The 20,693-nt window shown below is 62.9% G+C and carries 14 protein-coding genes; 7 read left to right on the top strand and 7 right to left on the bottom strand.

Going from position 1 to position 20,693, the window contains the following annotated elements:
* Nucleotides 1–11 precede the first annotated feature (11 nt).
* The 4 genes from OKA05_RS00475 (at nucleotide 12) to OKA05_RS00460 (ending at nucleotide 8,097) form a co-directional block, all read left to right on the top strand.
* Nucleotides 12–1,640: an MBOAT family O-acyltransferase gene (locus OKA05_RS00475; protein ID WP_264485116.1), complete on the top strand. Its 1,629-nt coding sequence runs from the start codon at nucleotides 12–14 to the stop codon at nucleotides 1,638–1,640.
* Between the two features lie 3 nt (nucleotides 1,641–1,643).
* The gene (locus OKA05_RS00470; protein ID WP_264485115.1) at nucleotides 1,644–2,843 is read left to right on the top strand and encodes a hypothetical protein; all 1,200 of its coding nucleotides are present in this window, start codon (nucleotides 1,644–1,646) and stop codon (nucleotides 2,841–2,843) included.
* A complete protein-coding gene (locus OKA05_RS00465) occupies nucleotides 2,840–3,703 on the top strand; it encodes an alpha-1,2-fucosyltransferase (protein ID WP_264485114.1) in 864 nt (287 codons plus the stop codon). The genes OKA05_RS00470 and OKA05_RS00465 overlap by 4 nt, the downstream gene beginning before the upstream one ends.
* 458 nt (nucleotides 3,704–4,161) lie before the next feature.
* Nucleotides 4,162–8,097, top strand: coding sequence for a CBM96 family carbohydrate-binding protein (locus OKA05_RS00460; RefSeq protein WP_264485113.1), 3,936 nt, complete (start codon nucleotides 4,162–4,164; stop codon nucleotides 8,095–8,097).
* Here the strand turns inward: OKA05_RS00460 and OKA05_RS00455 are convergent.
* The 5 genes from OKA05_RS00455 to OKA05_RS00435 all read right to left on the bottom strand — a co-directional run bounded on the left by OKA05_RS00455 (nucleotide 8,094) and on the right by OKA05_RS00435 (nucleotide 15,024).
* Nucleotides 8,094–8,699, bottom strand: coding sequence for a hypothetical protein (locus OKA05_RS00455; protein WP_264485112.1), 606 nt, complete (start codon nucleotides 8,697–8,699; stop codon nucleotides 8,094–8,096). The genes OKA05_RS00460 and OKA05_RS00455 overlap by 4 nt on opposite strands.
* A gap of 164 nt (nucleotides 8,700–8,863) precedes the next feature.
* Nucleotides 8,864–11,182 (bottom strand): thrombospondin type 3 repeat-containing protein, encoded by a 2,319-nt coding sequence (locus OKA05_RS00450; protein WP_264485111.1) that lies wholly within the window; start codon nucleotides 11,180–11,182, stop codon nucleotides 8,864–8,866.
* Between the two features lie 384 nt (nucleotides 11,183–11,566).
* Nucleotides 11,567–12,538 carry an alpha-L-glutamate ligase-like protein gene (locus tag OKA05_RS00445; RefSeq protein ID WP_264485110.1) on the bottom strand — a complete coding sequence of 324 codons (972 nt, stop codon included), beginning with the start codon at nucleotides 12,536–12,538 and terminating at the stop codon, nucleotides 11,567–11,569.
* A gap of 95 nt (nucleotides 12,539–12,633) precedes the next feature.
* On the bottom strand, nucleotides 12,634–14,184 hold the full coding sequence (locus OKA05_RS00440) for a UUP1 family membrane protein (RefSeq protein ID WP_264485109.1): 1,551 nt from the start codon (nucleotides 14,182–14,184) through the stop codon (nucleotides 12,634–12,636).
* Between the two features lie 18 nt (nucleotides 14,185–14,202).
* Nucleotides 14,203–15,024 (bottom strand): ATP-dependent zinc protease family protein, encoded by an 822-nt coding sequence (locus tag OKA05_RS00435; protein ID WP_264485108.1) that lies wholly within the window; start codon nucleotides 15,022–15,024, stop codon nucleotides 14,203–14,205.
* Between the two features lie 122 nt (nucleotides 15,025–15,146).
* Between OKA05_RS00435 and OKA05_RS00430 the strand changes: the two genes are divergently transcribed.
* The 3 genes from OKA05_RS00430 (at nucleotide 15,147) to OKA05_RS00420 (ending at nucleotide 18,881) form a co-directional block, all read left to right on the top strand.
* On the top strand, nucleotides 15,147–16,541 hold the full coding sequence (locus OKA05_RS00430) for an efflux transporter outer membrane subunit (protein WP_264485107.1): 1,395 nt from the start codon (nucleotides 15,147–15,149) through the stop codon (nucleotides 16,539–16,541).
* 85 nt (nucleotides 16,542–16,626) lie between these two features.
* Nucleotides 16,627–17,826 (top strand): efflux RND transporter periplasmic adaptor subunit, encoded by a 1,200-nt coding sequence (locus OKA05_RS00425; RefSeq protein WP_264485106.1) that lies wholly within the window; start codon nucleotides 16,627–16,629, stop codon nucleotides 17,824–17,826.
* 101 nt (nucleotides 17,827–17,927) lie between these two features.
* Entirely contained in the window at nucleotides 17,928–18,881 is a 954-nt protein-coding gene (locus OKA05_RS00420) for a LysM peptidoglycan-binding domain-containing protein (RefSeq protein ID WP_264485105.1), read from the top strand.
* 162 nt (nucleotides 18,882–19,043) lie between these two features.
* Here OKA05_RS00420 and OKA05_RS00415 read toward each other — a convergent pair whose 3' ends face one another.
* Nucleotides 19,044–19,529: an Lrp/AsnC family transcriptional regulator gene (locus tag OKA05_RS00415; protein ID WP_264485104.1), complete on the bottom strand. Its 486-nt coding sequence runs from the start codon at nucleotides 19,527–19,529 to the stop codon at nucleotides 19,044–19,046.
* Nucleotides 19,530–19,808: 279 nt separating this feature from the next.
* On the bottom strand, nucleotides 19,809–20,687 hold the full coding sequence (locus tag OKA05_RS00410) for an alpha/beta hydrolase (protein WP_264485103.1): 879 nt from the start codon (nucleotides 20,685–20,687) through the stop codon (nucleotides 19,809–19,811).
* Between the last annotated feature and the right edge of the window lie 6 nt (nucleotides 20,688–20,693).

Raw genomic sequence — 20,693 nt, 5'->3', positions numbered from 1 at the left:
TTCCCCAGCCCGTGCCCGACGACAAGAGTGTCGTCGCTTCTCAACCGGTCGTCCGGCGACAGGAATGTCGCCGCTCCTTAATGCTCTTCAACTCCTACACCTTCCTCCTCGTCTTCCTGCCGATCGCGCTGATCGGCTGGCAGGCGCTGAAGCGCGCGCCCTTCCGGGTGGTGCTCGGCTGGCTGGTCCTGGTGTCGCTGGTGTACTACGGCGTCTGGAATCCCGATCCGGAGAAACCGTGGAGCCCGAAGTATATCCTGCTAATCCTCGGCTCGTGCACGGCGAACTACTACCTGGGCCGTACCTTGTCGCGGCGTCCCAAGGAGGACAGCGATGAATCTCCGCAAGCCGGGCCCGGCCAGAGGAATGCGCCCGCTCCCCACGCCAAGCTGCTGCTGATCGCCGGCGTCGCCGCGAATCTCGCGCTACTCGGCTACTACAAGTATGCCGGCTTCCTCGGTGGCATCCTGAACTCGGCCACCGGCTGGCCGGCGAGTGTTCCCGATATCGTCCTGCCGCTCGCCATCTCCTTCTTCACCTTCCTCCAGATCGCTTACCTGGTGGACGCCTATCGCGGTGAGACGGAGGAATACCACTTCACCGACTACCTGCTGTTCGTCACCTTCTTCCCGCACCTCATCGCGGGCCCGCTGATCCATCACCGGGAGATGATGCCGCAGTTCCGCCAAACGCGTCAGGGCTGGCATCGCGACTTCCCGGTGGCGCTGGGGATGTTCCTCATGGGCCTCTTCAAGAAGGTGGTCATCGCCGACAATCTCGCCCGCATCGCCACGCCGATCTTCGGGCTGGCCGCGGAAGACGGACGCGACCCGACCATGGTCGAGGCATGGGTCGGCGCGGTGGCCTTCGCGCTGCAGCTCTACTTCGACTTCTCCGGCTACTCGGACATGGCGCTCGGCTCGGCACGGTTGTTCGGCATCCGTTTCCCGCTGAATTTCCACTCGCCCTACAAGGCGGACTCGATCGTCGAGTTCTGGCGCCGCTGGCACATGACGCTGTCGCGCTTCCTGCGCGACTACCTCTACATCCCGCTAGGCGGCAACCGGAAGGGCCCCTCGCGCCGCTACGTGAATCTCTTCCTCACCATGCTGCTCGGCGGCATATGGCACGGCGCGGGCTGGACCTTTATCATATGGGGTGCGCTGCACGGCATCTTCCTGTGCGTGAATCACGCGTGGTTCGGCCTGCGGAAGAAGCTGGCGTGGCGAGCGATGCCGAAGCCGCTCGCGATCGCGCTGACCTTCATCGCCGTGCTGGTCGGCTGGGTCTTCTTCCGCGCTCACGACTTCGAGAGTGCCGGGCGCCTGCTCGCCTCGATGTTCGGCCTGCATGGCTTCGGCGGTTGGCCGGACAAGGCCGCCCGCGTGGTCGCCAGTGCCGAGCCGCTGAAACTGATCCCGGTGCTGATCGGCGTGTGGCTCCTGCCGAATACCCAGGAAATCTTCGCCCGCTACCGCCCGGCCCTGAGGGTCGCCGGTGCGCCCTACCCTGCCGGCGGCACCCGCCGCTGGTGGCAGTGGCGTCCCACGAAGGCCTTCGCCGCGGCGACCGTGCTGCTGGCGATCGCGACCGGCCTGCAATTCGACAAGGTCAGCGAGTTCATCTACTTCCAGTTCTGATCCGTGCGCGCTCTCAAACGCTACCAGAAGTTCTTCCTGCTGCTGCTCGCCGGCATGCTGGTGGCGGGCTTCGTGCTCAATACCACCGTCAATCCATGGCGGGTCACGCCGACGCCGTGGAGCTCGGCGAAGTTCGAACCCTACCGCCCGATCGACAACACATGGAACCGCACCGCCAAGGCCGGGCTCGTTCGCTCGGGGACCTGGGATGCTGCGATGTTCGGCTCATCCCGCGTGGACATCGGGCTCGATCCGCAGCATCCCGCCTTTAGTGGCCTGCACTGCGCGAACCTCGGTCTCAATGCCGGCCTGCTGGTGGAAAACCACGCGATGTTCCGCTACTACATCGAGCGCGAGAATCCGCGGCTGGTGGTGCTGGCCATCGATGCCTGCGACCTCAGCACCCCGCCGCCGAAGATCAATGTCACCGACTTTGCGCTCTCGCCGCTCGATCCCGAGGCGAGTCCGCTTGAACGCGAGCTGCGTTACCATACCGGGATTTCCACGCTCGCCGCCTCCTTCGCCACCCTCGGCCGAACGATCCGCGGCGAGGTGTCCGACCACACGCCACAGGGCTTCCGCCGTAGCGCCCCCTTCCCTCAGAACCAGCGGCTGCTGATTTCCTCGCTGTATCTTTCCACCACGCATCGCATGGCGCAGTCGCACATCGCTCATGGCGGCCTGTCGGAGGAGAAGATGCGCTTGCTCCAGGAAATCGTCACCGGATGTCGCGAGAAGGACGCACGGCTTGTGATTTTCTTCACGCCGAATCACGCCCTGTTCCAGCTCGCCTTCCGCGAACTCGGCGATCCCGACTGCTACTTTGAAAAGGACCGCCGCGCCCTGGCGGAACTCGCAGCAAGCGCCAATGCCGCCGACTCGTCCGCCCCGCCGGTGGAAGTATGGGACTTCCTTGATGGCCATCCGCTCAATACCCCGCCGCTGCCGCCAGCCGGTGACAAAAGCGGGCATCTGGCCAACTGGATCGACCTTTTCCACGCGACGCCCTTAATCGGAAAGGAAATGCTGGACCGCCTGAACGGCGCGGGCACTTATGGCGACCGCCTGACGCCCGAGGGCATTCCCGCCCGGGTAGAACGGGTCCGCGCCCAGCTCGACGACTACGCCACCCGCCATCCCGACGACGTGGCTTTCCTCCGCCAGTCCCTCGCCAAATTCCAATCCCGACCTATCGAGAAGTGACTCGCGCTGTTGTCGCCATGATCAAAGGCGGGTTGGGTAACCAGCTCTTCGCCTACGCTGCTGCCCGCGCCTACTCGATCCGAACTCGCCGCGAGCTGTGGATCGATGAGGTCTCCGGCTATAAGCGCGATGGCTACGATCGCGACTACAAGCTCGATCAGTTTCCCATCGCCGGCACCCCGGCGACAGCGCGCTGGCGCTTTGGCGACCCCAAGGGGCTGCGCCACAAGTCCATCCGCACCTTCAACAAGCTGCTGCCGTCGCCGCTGAGATTCTACCTCGCAGAGGACAACGAGCAATCGGAAGCCCAGCTCACGAGCTACATCAGCAATCGCCAGGTGGTCCGCCTCAATGGCTACTGGCAGAGCGAAAAGTATTTCGTCGAGCGCGCCGCGATCATTCGCAAGGAACTCGAGCCGCCGCCCTTTCCCGAAGGCCCCGATGCCGACCTCGAAGCCCTGCTTTCCTCGACGAACTCGGTCTTCCTGCACATCCGCCGCGACCGCTATTCGCCGCGGCTGGGCTCGGGCTACTACGACTCCAGTATCGGCGCGGCAATCTCCACGCTGGGAAATTGCCACTTCTACATCTTCGGCGATGACCTGGAGTGGGCGCAGCAGTATCTCGACTTCCACGGCGCTCCTGCGACCTACGTGTCGGACGGGCACAGCGACGAGCTTCGCGACTTCCGCCTGATGGCTGCTTGCCGCCACGCGATCATTGCGAACAGCTCGTTCAGTTGGTGGGCCGCTTGGCTCCGCCGCCATGCGGACAAGCGCGTGTGGACCCCGAATGACCCGGGTTGGCCGCTCAAACCGGCGTCCGAATGGACGAAGGTTCCGAACCGGCTGGAGCACTGAGGGTAGTCTTCCGAAGGCGCGGTGGTAACACCGCGGAAGCGACCTTGTGGAGCCGCTCCAAGGCAATGCCAAATGGGACCCGTTGCCTTCGCCTTCTTCGGGAAATGGCAACCAGGCGCCATCGGAGGCGGCAACGGAGGACGTGAATCGCGATCGGGCACGCTGCACTTGCAATTCGCGTTGCGATAAAAGCGATAGTTGCAAATTGCTGTGTTAGAGCCGCTCTGATGGCTGTGGTTCCAGCGAATCTTCAGCACGTCACTGATTGTCTTTCAGTCGGTCACGCATTTCCAAGTCGGCACGGGCACGTCGTGTGCAAAGGCGGAAGACGTTCTCCCGCTCACCCGCGACTGCCAAAACCAGACCTTCAGACTCCCTCGCGTCATGACTGCCATCCCCCCCAGGGTGTTCCGGATTCATGAAGCGTTACCCCCCATCACATAAGCGACATGAACCTCATGAGAACAACGTTCCTTCTCTCTCTCCTGCTCGGAATCTGGCTGCCTCTCCAAGCGGCCTCTGTATCGGGGGAACTCCGCAAGTGGCACAAGGTCACCCTCTCGTTCAATGGTCCCTCGACCAGTGAAACAGCCACACCGAATCCCTTTACGAACTACCGCCTCGACGTGACCTTCCGGCATGCTGGAAGCGGCAAGTCCTATGTGGTGCCGGGCTACTACGCAGCGGACGGCGATTCCGCCGATACCTGCGCGGATTCCGGCAATGTCTGGCTGGCGCACTTCGCGCCTGATGAGACCGGCACGTGGACGTATGAAGCATCGTTCCGCAGTGGCGCGAATGTCTACGCGGGCAGCGTCGGCTCCGGAGGTAGCGCGGGTTTCTTCGATGGTGACAGCGGCAATTTCTCGGTAGCGGACACCAACAAGAACGGCCGCGACTTCCGCGGCAAGGGGCGCTTGCAGTATGTGGGCAAGCATCACCTTCGCTTCGCTGGCACCGGTGACTACTTCATGAAGGCCGGTGTCGATTCGCCCGAGAACCTGCTCTCGTATGCGGACTTCGACGGTGACTTCAAGACCGACGGCGAAGACGACGATCTGGTCAAGGACTACCAGCCGCATGTGGGCGACTGGCGCTCGGGGGATCCCGTGTGGCAAGGCAGCAAGGGCAAGGGACTGATCGGCGCGATCAACTATCTGGCGTCCGAGGGACTCAATTCCATCTCGTTCCTCACCCTGAATATCGAGGGCGATGACAAGAACGTCTTCATGTATACCGACTACGATTCTCGCGACCGGCTCGACGTTTCGCGGCTAGGGCAATGGGAGATCGTATTTGAGCACGGCACGAAGAACGGGATGTATCTCCATTTCAAGACGCAGGAGACCGAGAACGAGCTGCTTCTCGACGGCGGCAACGTCGGCAACCAGCGCAAGCTCTACTACCGCGAGTTAGTCGCGCGCTTCGGCCATCACCTCGCGCTCAACTGGAACCTAGGCGAGGAGATCAACGATGCATCGACTTCGCAGAAGAAGGCCTGGGCTCAGTATTTCCACGACATCGATCCCTATGACCACCACATCGTCATCCACAATGGTGACGGTCACTTCGATCTGATGGGTCCGGATTTCGAACTTACGGGCATGTCGTGGCAAGCGAACGCCTCCAACTTCAGCGACACCTTCACGAATGTCCTTCGTTACATCGACAACTCGGTCGATGAAGGCAAGCCATGGGTCGTGGCATGCGACGAGCCGGGCGACGCGCGCTTGAGCCTGCGGCCCGACAACGACGCCGGCAATAGCCACACCGACGCACGGCGTGATGCGCTGTGGGCGACCATCATGGCTGGGGGTGCAGGGATTGAATTCTACTTCGGCTACGACAAGCCGAATTCCGACCTCACCTGCGAGGACTTCCGAAGCCGCGATTCCTTTTGGGACTACTGCCGCTACGCCCTGCAGCTCTTCGAGTCGGGAGCTGTGCCTTTCCAAGACATGAGCAATGCAAATTCGCTCGTCAGTAGCAGCGGCACCAATGGCAACCGCTGCCTTGCCAAGCCGGGGCAATACTATCTCGTCCAGCTTCGCTCCGGCGGCACGCACACGCTGAATCTTTCCGGCGTGAGCGGAAGCTTCCGCGTTCGCTGGCTTGATCCGAGAAACGGCGGCACCTTGGTCAACGGAAATGTTGTGAATGGGGGCGGAACCGTTAGCCTGGGCTCGCCGCCGAACTCGACCACCCAGGACTGGATCGCATTGGTCGAAAGCACCACCGGTGGCACCCCCGACAATCAAGCGCCAGTCGTCAGCGCCGGCCCGGATCGTACCGGCGTGCTCGAGACTTCTTCAGTGACATTGACGCTGAGCGGTAGCGCGAGCGACGACGGCTTGCCGGAAAGCGGATCGCTCACGACGGGTTGGACCCGCGTCAGCGGACCTGCCGGCGTTTCGTTTTCCACGCCGACATCGTCATCCACCCAAGCGACCTTCTCCGCCACGGGAACGTATGTGTTGCGCCTGACCGCCGGCGACGGCGAGTTCACTCGCACCGACGACGTCACGGTGACCATCACTCCTCCGGCGGGAGGAGGCGGTGAGACGTTGACCTTTGACGCCATTCACGACGCCTACACCGAGAATGGAACCAACCGGAATCTCCCTTCGATCCGGATTGAGAGTTCATCGCGCAAACGCATCGCCTACCTCCAGTTCGACGTGCAAGGCATTGCTTCCGCTTCAAGCGCCATCCTCAAGCTCACCGAAAGCGACGATGATTCCGGCGGGACGATGACTCTCCGCCTCTACGCCGCTGCTTCTAACAACTGGACCGAAACCACGATCACAGGCTCGAATGCTCCTGCCAAGGGTCCTCCCGTCGCCGTCTTCACGGGCACCATCGGCAATGGCCAAGAGGCATCATTCGATGTCTCGTCGTTGGTCACTGGATCGGGAATCTACAGCGTCATCATTGAGGCCGACTCTTCGAGCCGCGACATCGCCTTCGGATCCGCGGAGTATGCAACTGTTGCCGCGCGGCCCAAGCTTGTGATCACATCAGGAGGCTCGGGCCCCGTCAATGCGGCACCTGTCGTCAATGCAGGCAACGACCAGTCCGCGACCTTGGCGGGTTCCTCCGCACAGGTCTCGCTCAATGGCACCGCCAGCGATGACGGTTTGCCTTCCGGTTCTTCGCTGGCCGTCACTTGGACACGGGTCAGCGGGCCGGCAGCAGTTTCCTTCTCAGCGCCCAACTCCCCCGCGACCCAGGCGACCTTCACCCAGGCGGGAAGCTATGTCTTGCGGCTGACTGCCACCGATGGAGCCTTGACCCGAACGGACGACGTAGCCGTGACGATCAACTCGCAGACTCCGACCAACCAGCCGCCAGTGGTCAGTGCCGGTGCCGACCGCACCGCGACCTTGAGTGGCGGGCAGGTCAGTCTGGCAATCGACGGATCCGCCAACGATGACGGTTTGCCCTCGGGATCATCCCTCACGGTCGCCTGGACACGGGTCAGCGGCCCAGGATCGGTCGCGTTCTCCACTCCCTCGTCTCAGGACACCAATGCTACCTTCACCGTGGCCGGCACCTACGTCCTCCGTCTCAGCAGTTCCGATGGCACCTTGACCGCCTCCGACACTGCGACGGTCGTGATCAACAGTGCGCCGATTGGGGGTGGAACGCCGACCGCATTCCAAGCCACCCACGACGCCTTCACGGAAAACGGCAGCACCCGCAACTCCACCAACCTCCGTCTCGAGAACACCTCGCGGAAGCGCATCGCGTATCTGCAATTCGACCTGACGACGGCGGCCGAGCCGATCAGCACGGCGACCTTGACGCTGACCGAAGACGATGACGTTTCCTCCGGCCCGATGACGTTGCGCTTGTTCGCCGCCACGTCGAATTCCTGGACCGAAAGCACGATCACGGGAAGCAACGCACCGGCCAAGGGAGCGCAACTCGCTGTCGTCACCGGTGAGATCGAGAACAACGAGAAGGTGAGCTTCGATGTCTCGGCGCTGGTTACCGCGCCTGGCATTTACAGCTTCATCCTCGAGTCGGATCCCTCGTCCTATGATGTGGCGCTCGCATCGTCCGAAAACTCCACCGTCTCAGCGCGGCCGGTCCTGCGGATCACCAGCGGATCGGCTGCGGCCGCCACGCTGGCAGCGCCAGGCGACGAAGCTGGCACATCGGATGCAGTCGAGCCAGCGCCCGCGATTGGCATGCAACGCATGGCGGGCGGTAGCCTCCGCATCGGAATCGTTGGCGTGCCCGGGCGGACTTACCGGGTGCAGCGCACGACCGATCTCGTTCGCTGGGAGACCATGAAGACCACGGTCGCCACCGAGGAAGGAATCGTCGACTTTATCGATGACGCCCCGCCCGAACCGAGTGCGTTCTACCGGCTGGAGTGGGATGACTAAGCCTTCGCTGGTGCGATGCGAATGCAATCCATCGCTACTTCAATGCCGAGATCCGGCCGCCGTTCCTTCACCCACGTCTCGATGTCGGACACCGCAGGATACTCCTCTGACCCGACATTGCGGAAGCACCGGGCATCGTCGATGAGCACCACGAAGGGCTTCGTCATCGCGGGGGAAAAGATCGCCTCCAATTCACCCCACACCGGGCAGTTCAGGTCGCCCTGCGCCGTGTCGCCGCCGGAATAGTGGCCATCGAGCCAGAACAAGGTCGGGGCATCGAGTTTGGCGACGATCTGCGGCATCACCTTGCCGCTGTCGCCCTGATGCAGCTCGACATTCGCCACCCCGGCGAAGCGCTGTTTGGCCTCCGTGTAGAATTTCTCCGCGAGTTCGATCGAGTAGACCTTCTGGAACTCGCCGCGCATGGCCTCGACGGTGTCGCCCTTGAAAGTGCCGGTCTCGACGAGGATCTGCAGGCCATGGCGCTGCTTGTAGTCGAGCAGCATCTCGCGCTTGGCCAGCGGCGGCGGCGGATCGGGGCGGCCGTCCTCGATCCACTTGCTGTATTTGCGCTTCTCCTTGAGATTCTTGAACCAAGCCATGGGCGGGACGAGGCTAGGCCGGAGCTGCGCGAGGTCCAAGCGCATTTTCCGGCGGAGCCCCGGACCGGCATCATGCCATTTCCCGCCATAAAGCAATCCGGCGCGACATGGATCATCCACGTCGCGCCGGTTGGTAGTCTTGCCAAATCGCAAATGCCCAATCCTTAGTTCTGGATCCGGTAGAATTCCTTGCTCTCAGAGGCCTCCGTGGCAGGAATCACCGTTTGGCCCACACCACCGGCATCGGTCGTTGCCGACAGCGGAATGGTGAGGGGCACAAAAGGCGAGGTGAGGTCCGGTGACCTTGTGACCTGGTACAGCGTGTTTCCAGCACCTTGGAAGTTGATCGTCACCTCGCCGGATGGAGCGCGGCTCACGCCTACTATCTTTAGTTCAGTGGTCGACACGAGCTCATTGGTCAGGCCGTAGAAGTGGGGTCCGCCACCGCCAGCGAGCACGGCAGGGTGATTCTGCGCCACTACGTTCATCGTGGTATCTTGCGCCACATAGGTGTAGCTCAGGTAGTAGGCCGAATTGCTGTTGCTGCCATTATTAAGCACGGTCTGGGGCCGATCATAGAGCAGCGCTCCAAAAGGCTGCTGCACATCGGTTCCATTCGTGAAGATGAGGTCGACGGGTCGGGGGGTGCCGTCGTCCCATTTGCGGAGAAAGAGGTTGAACTGATACGTCTGTCCCGGAGTCAGGCCGCTCAACTGGTAAGTATGGATCGCACCGCTGTTGAGCGAACCGTAAACGAAGGAGCCATAGAGCGATTGGAGACCGGTGCCCGTGACGCCGCCACTGGCAGGCACCCAACCTCCTAGGCCCTGCAAGGCGTTCTTCCCGCCATTCACCGTCCACGAGAAGTTCGCGGGCGCAGAGGTGGTAGTAAGCACGTCGAAGACGACATCATTCACCGTGGCCGCAGCCCCCCCGCTCACGCGGTGGGTGTAGGTCTTACTGGTGCTGATGCCGCTGCTGGCGTCATCGGTCACCTGCACCAAGGCGAAAGCAGCGGGAATCGGCGGACGGGAGGAGTCGAGAAGCGGGTTGCTGCCGCGCTCAATCTCGAAGCCATCGCGTGCCCCGTCACCATCCGTGTCAGCCTGCGTGGGAATCGTCCCGCCTGCGTATTCCGCATCGTCCCGCACACCGTCGCGATCGGAATCGGCCAGGACGGGATTGGTCACGACATGGCCCGGCGCGGTTGGCACCTGTTCTTCGGTGTCGAAGATGGTGTCACCATCGCTATCCAGCGAGACGGGAGAGAAGCCCGGAGTGCTGAGCCAAGTATTGTACTCCTCCAGATCCGAGAATGCGTCGCCATCAAAGTTACCCGAACCCGCACCCGGGCCAGCGTCGGACACCAAGCCGGTCAGGTTGGCCAGGCTGGTATTGCCGGCGAAGCTCAGTTCCCAATCATCCGGCAGCAGGTCCTTGTCATCATCCTTGATCGGGATGACCGTGAAGACTTTCTGAGTGGTCGAACCGGGGTCAGTGCCGGTGCCCTGCACCCGGATGGTATAGGCGGTGCCCGCTGGACCCTGCTTGAAATCGTAAGAACCTGTGACCAGCTCGCCGAAAGCGTTGATGCTGAACTTGCTGTTGTCGGTATCCCCCGGGCCCGCAGCGAGCGTGTAGTTGATGTCTTGGAATCCGGTCTCCCACGCCAACTCCGTCCGGCTGAAGCTCGCCGCCAGAGAGCCGGCGGCACCGCCCGTGCGGAAGTCCTCCGTCACGATATCGATCAGGTGAGCCGTCGACATCTTGATGTTGTCAAAATAGGTATCGCCGCCCCGGTTCTCCAGCTCCATGTAGAGTTCCCCGGCATTCCCGTTCCAGGTGAAGGTATCATTGCTGATGACCGTGCCAGCCACGGTTGCCTTGACCTTGACCGGGGAGCCGTCAGCAAAAGAGGAGAAAACATACTCCAGCTTCACATGGCGGCCGAGGCCCGAGGACCCTGTCACCGGGGTGCCGATGGCCACACCATTACCGAAGCGCGTATGGGTGCCATCCTTGCCGATCTTGAAGCCATAGTCCGTCCCCGCGTGGGGCGTGCGCTCGCCCGGTTCAGCGACACTGGGGCCCGCGATGCCGATCGCGAAGCCCATCCAGTTTGCGGGCGTCGTGTCGAAGGCATACGTGATGTCAAACTCCACACACAGCCCGCCCGCGCTGGCAATATCGGGAGAAGCCGGGCTGAGGGCCGCCCAGTTGCACCAGGTGCTGGTATCCTTCTGGAAGCGCACGCGACCATTGGCCCACATGTACAATTGGTTGTTGATGTTCAGGTGCTGCTTCTGCGAGGAGCGGACCATGAGTCCGGCTTCCGTTCCGGAGCGCCGGCCTGCCAAAGGCGACGGATCCAAGTCGTATCGCGGCCCACCGCTGTCGAAATTATCCCAGAAGAGAAGCGTCTGTGCAGAGGCCGGGAGCAGCAAGGAACCCGCGATGAGCGGAAAGAGGCAAGATCGGGTCATTGTATGTGGTTGGGTAATAGAGGTGGCCGGGTTTTATTCTGTTAGAGTGGCCACGGGACTGCATTAATAGCGGATCCGGAACACTCATTGGAGGCCCGTCACGCCAGCACGATGCGTGCGTAAAGAGCCCGATTAGGGATATTTCCCTACGTCCTATACAATTCTATAGGGACTCTAGTACTTCTACCAGTGGCCCGGAAAACCTTATTCCATAAGGGTTTTCTTCGCTCCCTTGCATTCGGCATTGTCCTATCCAAGTCGCACCCCAAACCCGTTAGATCGCGATAGCGAAGTGCAGCACGTGCGTTTCGCAGTGTTCTAAACGCAGACTGACTCGCGACAGCGAAGCCCGGGCACTCAGCGGCTGTTAGAAAGCTTCACGGCTCAAGCCGCAAATGTCTCGCGCGAGAAGTCGATCTTCTGCTGATGGCTATCATGCGGATGGCTGATCCTCCGCTCGTGGGCAGGCTCAAGGCGTCGCAACAGGCCGACTCCATTTGCAAGCTGAATGGCAAGGCCCGGACGCGCATTGACCTCGATCATCAGCGGGCCCTTTTCCTCATCGATCATCAGGTCCACGCCAAGGTAGCCGAGGCCGGTCATTTCGTGACAGGTCACGGCGATGTCGAGGATGGCGTCCCAATGCGGGAGTTGGATGCCAACGACGGGAACCTTCAGGTCAGGGTGCCGTTCGATGGGGTGGCCGTGATGTACGGCGCGGATCGTACGTCCGGTGGCAAGGTCGATGCCGATGCCGACCGCCCCTTGGTGAAGATTAGCGCGGCCGTCGGATTCACGCGTCGCGGCGCGCAGCATGGCCATGACCGGGTAGCCGTGAAGCATCACCACGCGGATATCCGGCGCACCCTGAAAGCTGATCTCGGTAAGCACTCGCGCGGGATGGACGCGGTATTCGATCAACGCGACGTCACGTTTTCCACCAAGCGAAAAGAGCCCCGCCAGTATATTCGAGCAATGATGGCGGATCTCGTCGAGCGAGAGACGTGCACCGCTGGGCTTGAAGAACCAATCACCTTCCCGATGGACGATGACGAGCACGCCCTTCCCTCCCGAGCCACGCGCGGGCTTGATGACGAAGGAATCCCGAGTGCCGAGAAACTTCTGAATGACGGCGGTATCGTGCGGACTGCGGATCACCCCATAGGTCTCCGGAATGGCGAGGTTCCTTTCGACCGCGAGTTCCTTGGTGCGAAGCTTGTTATCGACGAGGTCATACAACCGGCGCGGATTGTTCGGCAGCAGGAAGCGAGCGTTGCGCATGTTGATGCCGACCACACCCATGGCGCGGAGTTCGGCAGGCGTGCGAATCCATCGGTGCCACCAACGGCGTTGCACCGAGACAGGATACAGAAGACCAGAGGCCGGGGGCGAGACGGCCCCAGGTGCCTTTTCTTCAAGTCTTGGGTCTTGCGTCTTCAAGTCTTGGGTCTTCAGGCCTCCTTGAAATCGCGGAAGCGGAACAGCTCGGACAGCCGATATCCCGTATAGCGCCCGATGAGGATAATCAGCGAGAGCAGCACAAGGAGCAGCTCCGGGAAATAGAAGGCCCAGTACTGCACCTGCCGAATGCTCATGAAGAGGAAGGCGATAACGGCCACAAACAGCGAGCCGCCGACCTGCAGGATCGCGCTGCGTTTCCCCTCCTCTTCCCAGATCAGCGACATGCGCTCGATGGTCCAGGCAAGGATGATCATCGGGAAGAGCGTGATCTGCAGGCCATCTCGCAAGCCGAGCTTATAGCTGACGACGCTGAGCACCATCATCAGCAACGTGACGATCACCACGCAGGCCGCCACCCGGGGGACGACGAGCATGTTCAGCCGGGAAAGAAGGAAGCGGAACCAAAGACCGGCCGCGACGATCACTGAGAACATAATCAGGCCGCTGTACAAATCCATCTCCAGCAGCGCCAGCGCCAGCAGGACCGGCATGAAGGTGCCCAGCGTCGCGATGCCCACGATGTTCCGCAGAACTACAACAACGAAGGCACCGAGCGGGATGAGGACGACATAGCGGAAGACCGCCTGTTCCGACGCCGGCAAGCCGAAGATCGTGGAGATCAGCAGCGGCGAGTCGCGCAGAGTGGTGAGTTCCTGCAGCGGGACCAGGTCGCGGATGACCGTGAAGGTAAGCTGGGATGCTTCCGCTTCGCCATTCACCTCGAACAGCGCCCCGCCGCCGCGGTTCCAGACGAACATCTTCTCGGGATCGAGCGTGGACTCTGGTTCGTCCGGGTCGCGGACTTTCCAATCCGCGCCATCGTAATACTCCACGAGGCGGGTCGGCTGCTGGCCGCCACGGGCTTCCTCCAGACGCACCCCATAAGCGAGGCGTGCGGGCACTCCGGCGAGATTGAGGAGATCGACGCCGAGCACGGGAATGGCGCTGCTGCGCCCCCCCGCTTCGTCCTCGTAGCGTTTGCGAAGCAGGCCGACTTCCTGCGAGGCATCGATGGCGTTGATCGAACTGAAGATGCCGACAAAGAGCGAGTCGGGGTCGGCCGAGACAGACTTGGCGCGCTGGACCACACGCTTGGCGGCGGCTTCGGCAGCACCAGAAAAGCCCGGATCTTCCGAAACGGGCAAGCCGCCTCCAGAGTGGGTAATCGGCTCGCCACCGCTCTTCTGGCGCTTGGGAAAACTGACGCGGTAGTAGATGGCCTGATTGCCGGCCTGTTTTTCGGACGCCCAGATCGCGGTGTATTCGCCGCGGTCCTTTTCGACGTAGTAGTTGTAGCCGACCGAGCCCGCTTCCTGGCCGATCCCCTCCTCCACCGCTGCGGCGGGCAGCGACAGGCGGGCGCTGACTTTCCCTCCCTCGGGAGCGGCAAGGAAAGTGATCTTGGCCTCGACTAGCCACTGCTCGGGCAGCGCGCCCGCGCGCAGGGGCAGGCCGAGTTTGACGTGCTTGTAGGCGGCGATGCCGCCGCCGATCGCCGTGAGAATGATCACGACGAGGAGAAGTTTGACGCGCGATGCCATGCAGGTGGCGAGCTCCGCTCAGCGCAGGATCTTCTGGTCCGCCAGATAGGCGCGGGAGGGATCCACCCACCCGAGTTCCTTGATCGTGGTGCGGCCGATGAGCACGGGGCTGAGCATGTTGCTGCGGTTGTTGAGGGTGAAGTCCGCGCGCAGCTTGCGCTCGCCGAGGGTGAAATTGAGCCGGACCACCTCGCGGGCCTCGGATTTCCCGCCGGGATCCTTGATGTGGGCGATGCGGACCAGCGGGGCTTCGATGCGGGTGCGGGGAGAGTTCTTTTCGCCCGGGTCGGTGACGATGAAGCGGACCCACTTCTTGCCATCGCGCTCGAAGAGTTCCTTTTCCTCGGCGTGGATGGAAGAGGTCAGCGCCCCGGTATCGAGCTTGGCGGCCAGCTTCATCTGGGTCTGACCGACGAGCACCCACTCGCGCCAACCGTAAACTTGGACGGGATCGGAGGAAACCGGACGGGCAACGGCGGTGCCGGCATCGGCTTCCTTGCGCTCGGCGGCCGCTTCATCGTCCTCCGCGGCGGGAGGCGGCGTCGGCACGCCCTCCTTGGTGGCGGGCATTTCGGTGGCTGGGACCGTTTCCTTCGGTTCGGTGGGTGTGGTGGGAACTGTTTCCTTGCCGTTGGCAGGCTTGGCCGGCGGGGTGACCTCCTTGCTATTGGCCGGCTTGGCCGGAGAAGGTGCGGGCTTGGCAGGCGGGGTCGCCTCCTTGTCCTTGCCGGTGGCGGGTTTTACCGGCGCTTCTTCCTTGCCCTTGGCCGGTGCCTCCGCTGCCTTTTCGGGCGCGACCGGCTTGGCGGTCTCCGGAGCCGCGAAAAGCCCCACGGGCATCGGCAGACAAAGCGCCAGCAGAAGGGACGTAAGGGCTTTTCTCTCTAGGGTCACGCGGGCCGACTATCAGCAACAGAGCTCAGGAAATGCAACGGAATTCCCGATCCCAAAGCCTCCCCGGAATGCGCGGTGTCACCATCGTCACGATGACCGCTGCGGCGCTCGTTTCGTGCGAGGCGCTGCACGTCGATTCACCGCGCGAAAGGCTGGAGGTATCCGCCCCGGCGACGTGGCAAGCAGCCTCGGCGGGCAGCGACGGCAGGATTAGCAGCGGCTGGATCAGCGAGTTCTCCGACGCCGGGCTGACCCGGTCGGTGAATGAGGCGATGGCCCACAATCAGGATCTCAAGGCGGCTTCGGCGCGGATGCGCCAGGCGAAGGAGTCGAGCATCGCCGGAAAGTCCCGCACCCGGCCACGGGTCGCAGCGGGCGGCTCGGCGGGCTTCGATGTGGATGAGAATGGCGACGGCGCGGCGTCGGAAAGCGAGCGCTACGGGCTGTCGCTCGCCGCATCCTGGGAGGCGGACTTGTGGGGACGGCTGCGCGATTTGAATGCCGCGGACGATGCCGACTACGATGAGGCCCGCGCCGATTATCGCGGTGCCCGGCTATCCCTCGCAGGAAATGCCGCGAAGGCGTGGTGCAACCTCATCACGGCGGAGCAGTTGTTAGAGCTGGCGTACAGCACGCTCGATTCGAATGAGCGGGTGCTGCGCGCCGTCGAGCGGCTCTTCAAAGGCGGAGCCGGCCAAGGCGCGCTCGATGTCCAGCTCGGCCGGACCAACGTCGCATCCTCCCAGCGCGCGGTGAAGGCGGCGCAGCTCGCCCGCGACAATGCGGCCCGCGCCTACGAGGTCCTGACCGGCCGCTATCCATCCGGCAAAACGTGGGCCTCGCGGGAACTGCCGGAGCTGAAACGCGGCGTGCCCGCAGGCCTGCCGGCGGACTTAATCGAACGGCGACCCGACCTCGCGGCGGCGCGGGCCAGGCTTTTCGCCAGCGCCAAACGCGCCGATGCCGCCCGCAAGGCAATGCTGCCCAGCGTCGCTCTCACCGGCAGCACCGGCACCCCGGTCGGAGACTTCTCGAACCTCCTCAACCCCGCGTATCTCGCCAGTTCCGTAGCCGCGAATTTCGCCCAGACCATCTACGAGGGCGGCGCGCTTTCCGCCGATGCCCGCGGCGCGCTCGCGGCGAACGAGGTCGCCGTGCACGCCTACTCGCAGGCCGCGCTCGAAGCGTTTCGCGAGGTCGAATCCGCCCTCGGGGCCGACGCCTCGCTGGCCGAGCAGGAAACCTACCTCGTGACCGAGGTCGAGCAGGCCGCCCTCGCCCAGAAGCAGGCCGCCCGCGATTATTCGGACGGCGTGAATGACGACATCCTGCGCGTTCTGGAGTCGCAAAGCCGTGCCACCAACTCCCGGGCCGGCCTGATCCGCCTCCGCAACGAGCGCCTGCAGAATCGCATCGACCTCCACCTCGCGCTTGGCGGCGACTTCAGAACCGAAGCCAAGTGAAGAAATCGGGAGCAAATTCCGCTCCCGGGCTTCGTATTTGGCAAACCCGTTTCCCCGGTCCATCTTCCTGCCCCGATTTTCCCTGATGCTTCTGCGCCTCCTCATCCCTCTGATCATCCTCGCCTTCGGCGGACTCGCTGCGTGGCGCTTGGGCGTCCGCGTGGAAGCACCGAAGCCGCAGCCCGCGCCGCCGCAGGTGCTCAAGACGGAGATCCTGGAACTCCAGCGCAGCGATTACCAGATCACCATCGACAGCCAAGGCAGCGTCCGCGCCCACTACACGACCACGCTCACGGCGCAGGTCGCCGGGACCATCGCGAAACTCCCCGATCGTTTTGAGGACGGGGCGTTTTTCAAAAAGGACGAAATCCTGGCTGAGCTCGATCCCGCGGATTTCCAAGTAGCCGTGTCCGCCGCCGACTCCCGGGTCGCCCGCGCCGAGGCGGTGCTGGTGCAGGAGGAAGCCCGCGCCAAGCAGGCCCGCCTGAACTGGCAGGACCTCGGCTATGACGAGGAACCGTCCGAGCTCGTCCTGCGCATCCCGCAGCTCAAGGAGGCCAAGGCCTCCGTCGATGCCGCCAAGGCGGAGTTGGAACAAGCTCGCCGCGATTTGGAGCGCACCAAGATCCGTGCGCCGTTCGATGGCCGGGTGCAGACGCGCGTCGTGGGTCTCGGCCAAGCGGTCGGTGCCTCCACGCCGCTCGGTGAAATCTTTGCCACTGACTTCGCGGAAATCCGCCTGCCGCTCGCACCCCGGCAACTCAATTTCATCAACCTCCCTTCCCATCCCGGAGATCCGGAAGTGCCGGTAACCCTCTCCGACGCCATCGGCCAACACCATGACATGCAATGGGATGCACGCATCGTCCGGACCGAGGGCGCGCTCGATGAGTCGTCGCGCGAGCTGTTCGCGATCGCCCGCATCGACGACCCGTTTGGCATCGTTTCCGGCAAGCCCCCCCTGCGCATCGGCCAGCCGGTGCGGGCATCGATCCGCGGCACCATTCTCAAGGACGTCTTCGTCATCCCCCGCTACACCATGCGCGGCGTGAACCGGATTTACCTCGTCGACCGCCAGAATCCGGCCATCCGGCGCACCACCATCGAACCCGTCTGGTCCACCGCTGACGTGTTGGTTATCAAGGACGGCCTAGAGTCCGGACAGTGGCTCGCGACCACCCGGCTGCCCTACGCACCGGACGGCGCGCCAGTGGAAATCGTCGAGCGCCCGGTCGCCGCCGAAGCCCCTCTCCAGGGCAAGGCAGCGAAGGCCAGCGGATCCTGATTTTCCCGTGCCCTCAGGGAGAATCACTTATAGCCTAATAATTAAGGTTTATTAAATTTTCCTTGTTCGGCGTCGGAATTTTTGAAATTCCTAAGCCCGTCATGAGAGCACTTCCGTTCCTCGCCGCCCTGCTTTGCACCGCCCCGATGGCGAACGCTAAATCCGAGCTGGAGCTTCTCCAGAGTCGCTGCGCGGAGATGGAACGGCAGATCCGGGTACTGGAAACCGAGAACAGCCAGCTCAAGTCTCAGGCCTCCCTCTCGACCAAGACCGTGATCGAGACCGCCAAGCCGGCACCGGCACCAGCCTCCGAGGCACCTGCCCCCGCAGCCAAAACGCCGGCCGCCAAAACTTCTGACGTCGCTCCTGCGCCAAAGGCCGCCGGTCCTTCCTATGCCACCGTCCGCACCGGCGACACACTGGCCGCGGTCGCCAAGCGCAATGGCACCTCCTCCGCGACGCTGATCAAGCTCAACAAGCTGAAGAATCCTTCGCTGATTCGCCCCGGCCAGAAGCTGCGCCTGCCCGACAAGGCTCCCGCCGCCATCGCCAAGGCCAAGACCGCTTCCCCTGCCCCTTCCGCTCCGGCACCCGCCCCGCATGGCGGAACGCACATCGTGAAATCGGGAGAGACCTTCTACAGCATCGCCCGCCACTACGGCTTGAGCTCGGAGGCCCTGCAAGCGGCCAATCCGCAGATCAAGTCGGACAAGATGCGCGCCGGCCAGACGCTCCACCTGGGTGCCAAGCCCGAGCCAACTTCCACCGCATCATCCCGCAAGCCAACCAGCGAGGCCTCACCCGCCCCTGCCCCGGCTCCAAAGATGGCGGCCACCGCCTCCACTGAGCAGACTGCGCCGGAATCGGCCAGCCAGCCGGTGAGCAACGTCCCCAAGCTTCGCCTGATCGTCGTCAACGATCCCATCGATTTCGGGGCTTTTGCCGCAGCACACGGCACGAGTCCCGCGAAACTGAATGCCCTGAACGGCCACAACCTGAATCCTAGTACAGTCCTTGCAAAGGGATCGGAGTTCTACGTTCCCGCCCAGCCTTGAGAATTCAAAGCTCCGCTTCCTTGGGTTGATGGCCGCAAAGGTCATGGCACCCCGTCCGGGATTCGTCCCGGGCGGGTTTTCCTTTTCTGAAGATGCAAGAATTGAAGGCAAAGGCCATCACGGCCTTTCTCTTGCGTCTTGGGTCTTCCAGTCTTGCGTCTCTCAAGGCGACACCGCCAGCCGCTCCGGACCTTGGGTTTCCTCGAAGATGAAGCCGTTCTCCTTGTAGGTCTTGAGGCGGAAATGGGTGGCCGTGGAAATCACGCCATCCATCGTGCTCAGCTTCTCGGAGACGAAGCGCGCGACCTCGCGCAGGTCAGTTCCCTCCACCACCACCATCAGGTCGTAGCCACCGCTGGCGAGGTAGCAGCTCACCACCTGGTCGAAGCGAGCGATCCGCATCGCCAGGCGATCAAAGCCACCGCCGCGCTCCGGGGTGACCTTCACCTCGATGAATGCGGACACGTCGTCATCGCCCGCGGCCTCCGGATTGATGACCGCTTGGTAACCGAGGATCGTGCCGTTCTTTTCCCACGCAGCGAGACGCTCCGCGACCTCTGACTCGCTGAGCGACAGGACTTCAGCGAGCTCCTTGTGGCTGTAGCGGGCTTGACGGCGGAGAAGTTGCAGGAGCGGGTCGATCGACATGACGGCGGCGGTTCTAGCGGGCTGATTTCGTCACCGCAAGGCTCGCGCCGGGCAACCGTGATCTGGTTTCGGAAGACGGAAACCGCAGATTGCGCAGATAAACGCAGATTTTGAGATCGGCCTGAATGTGAACATCACATCGTTCGCGACGTTCATCAGTTTCCACTTTCCGCTGCTTGATCTGTGCAAATCTACGAAATCTGCGGCTCAATCCTCCTCGATTATCGGGCGAGCCGGTCCAACAAAAAGAATGCGCACGCCTTGAAGGCGAGCTGACGCTCAAGGGTCGACCACGAGGAAATCGATGGCCGCCGTGTAGGCCGACTCCGGGAGATCCCACATCACGTCGCCATGGCCGAGATTGGGGAGCAGCAGCCGCTTCCCCTGCCCTTCCTCGCATTCGGAAAGCAGCCGGGCCGATTGATCGGGAGGGATCACCCCATCACGCGCGCCATGGATGAAAAGCAGCCGGGCATCAGTGCGCCGGACGCTATCGATGGGCTTGATCTTGCGGGGATCGAAGCCCGCGGTGCTCCGGACATTCGAGCGGACCCAAGGGAGAAACGGGACCATCGCACCGCTGTAAATCTGCCCGGCGTGGTGACGCATGATCTGGCTCAGATCCGCGAACGGCGCGAGCAGCACCGCCGCTTCGGCGCGGGAATCCTCGGGCAAGGTCTGCAAGGCGACGGCCGCCCCCATCGAGTAGCCCCAAAAGACCTCCTTGCCCCGCGGGCGAGCGTCGCGCTTGCGGGCCGCCTTGATCACCCGCAGCGCATCATCCACCTCGCGCATCCCGTAGCTGGCGCGCTCACCGCCGCTCTTGCCATGACCGCGCGAGTCCCACGCGATGCAGCGCAATCCCGCGGCGGACAGGCGCTTGGCGATCGGAAGCATCTGCTCCTTGGTATTGCCGAAGCCGTGGAAAAGGTACGCGGTGCCGAGCTTCGACACGGCGGGGCCAGCCGGAAGTTCGAGCGCGGAGAGCTGGACGCCATCCACCGCCTCCACTTCAAAGCGCGCCGGCTTCGTCGCCGTCTCCTTCTCCCAATGACCCGCCTCCACCACACGTCGCGGCACGGTGAGCACGTCTGCTGCACGACGCGTGAGGCAGCCGCTTACCGAAATGGCGACAAGGATGACGACAAGCCGTCGCATGTACGA

This window comes from Luteolibacter arcticus (genome assembly GCF_025950235.1).
Classification (GTDB): Bacteria; Verrucomicrobiota; Verrucomicrobiia; order Verrucomicrobiales; family Akkermansiaceae; genus Haloferula; species Haloferula arctica.
The sequence above is the reverse complement of the archived record's forward strand: the minus strand, read 5'-3'. Positions and strand labels throughout refer to the sequence as shown.

Excerpts from the sequence above, each read along its gene's own strand:
- OKA05_RS00460 (WP_264485113.1), top strand. The coding sequence starts at position 4,162 with ATGAGAACAACGTTCCTTCTCTCTCTCCTGCTCGGAATCTGGCTGCCT.
- OKA05_RS00455 (WP_264485112.1), bottom strand. The coding sequence starts at position 8,699 with ATGGCTTGGTTCAAGAATCTCAAGGAGAAGCGCAAATACAGCAAGTGG.
- OKA05_RS00450 (WP_264485111.1), bottom strand. The coding sequence starts at position 11,182 with ATGACCCGATCTTGCCTCTTTCCGCTCATCGCGGGTTCCTTGCTGCTC.
- OKA05_RS00440 (WP_264485109.1), bottom strand. The coding sequence starts at position 14,184 with ATGGCATCGCGCGTCAAACTTCTCCTCGTCGTGATCATTCTCACGGCG.
- OKA05_RS00435 (WP_264485108.1), bottom strand. The coding sequence starts at position 15,024 with ATGCCCGTGGGGCTTTTCGCGGCTCCGGAGACCGCCAAGCCGGTCGCG.
- OKA05_RS00430 (WP_264485107.1), top strand. The coding sequence starts at position 15,147 with ATGCGCGGTGTCACCATCGTCACGATGACCGCTGCGGCGCTCGTTTCG.
- OKA05_RS00425 (WP_264485106.1), top strand. The coding sequence starts at position 16,627 with ATGCTTCTGCGCCTCCTCATCCCTCTGATCATCCTCGCCTTCGGCGGA.
- OKA05_RS00420 (WP_264485105.1), top strand. The coding sequence starts at position 17,928 with ATGAGAGCACTTCCGTTCCTCGCCGCCCTGCTTTGCACCGCCCCGATG.
- OKA05_RS00415 (WP_264485104.1), bottom strand. The coding sequence starts at position 19,529 with ATGTCGATCGACCCGCTCCTGCAACTTCTCCGCCGTCAAGCCCGCTAC.
- OKA05_RS00410 (WP_264485103.1), bottom strand. The coding sequence starts at position 20,687 with ATGCGACGGCTTGTCGTCATCCTTGTCGCCATTTCGGTAAGCGGCTGC.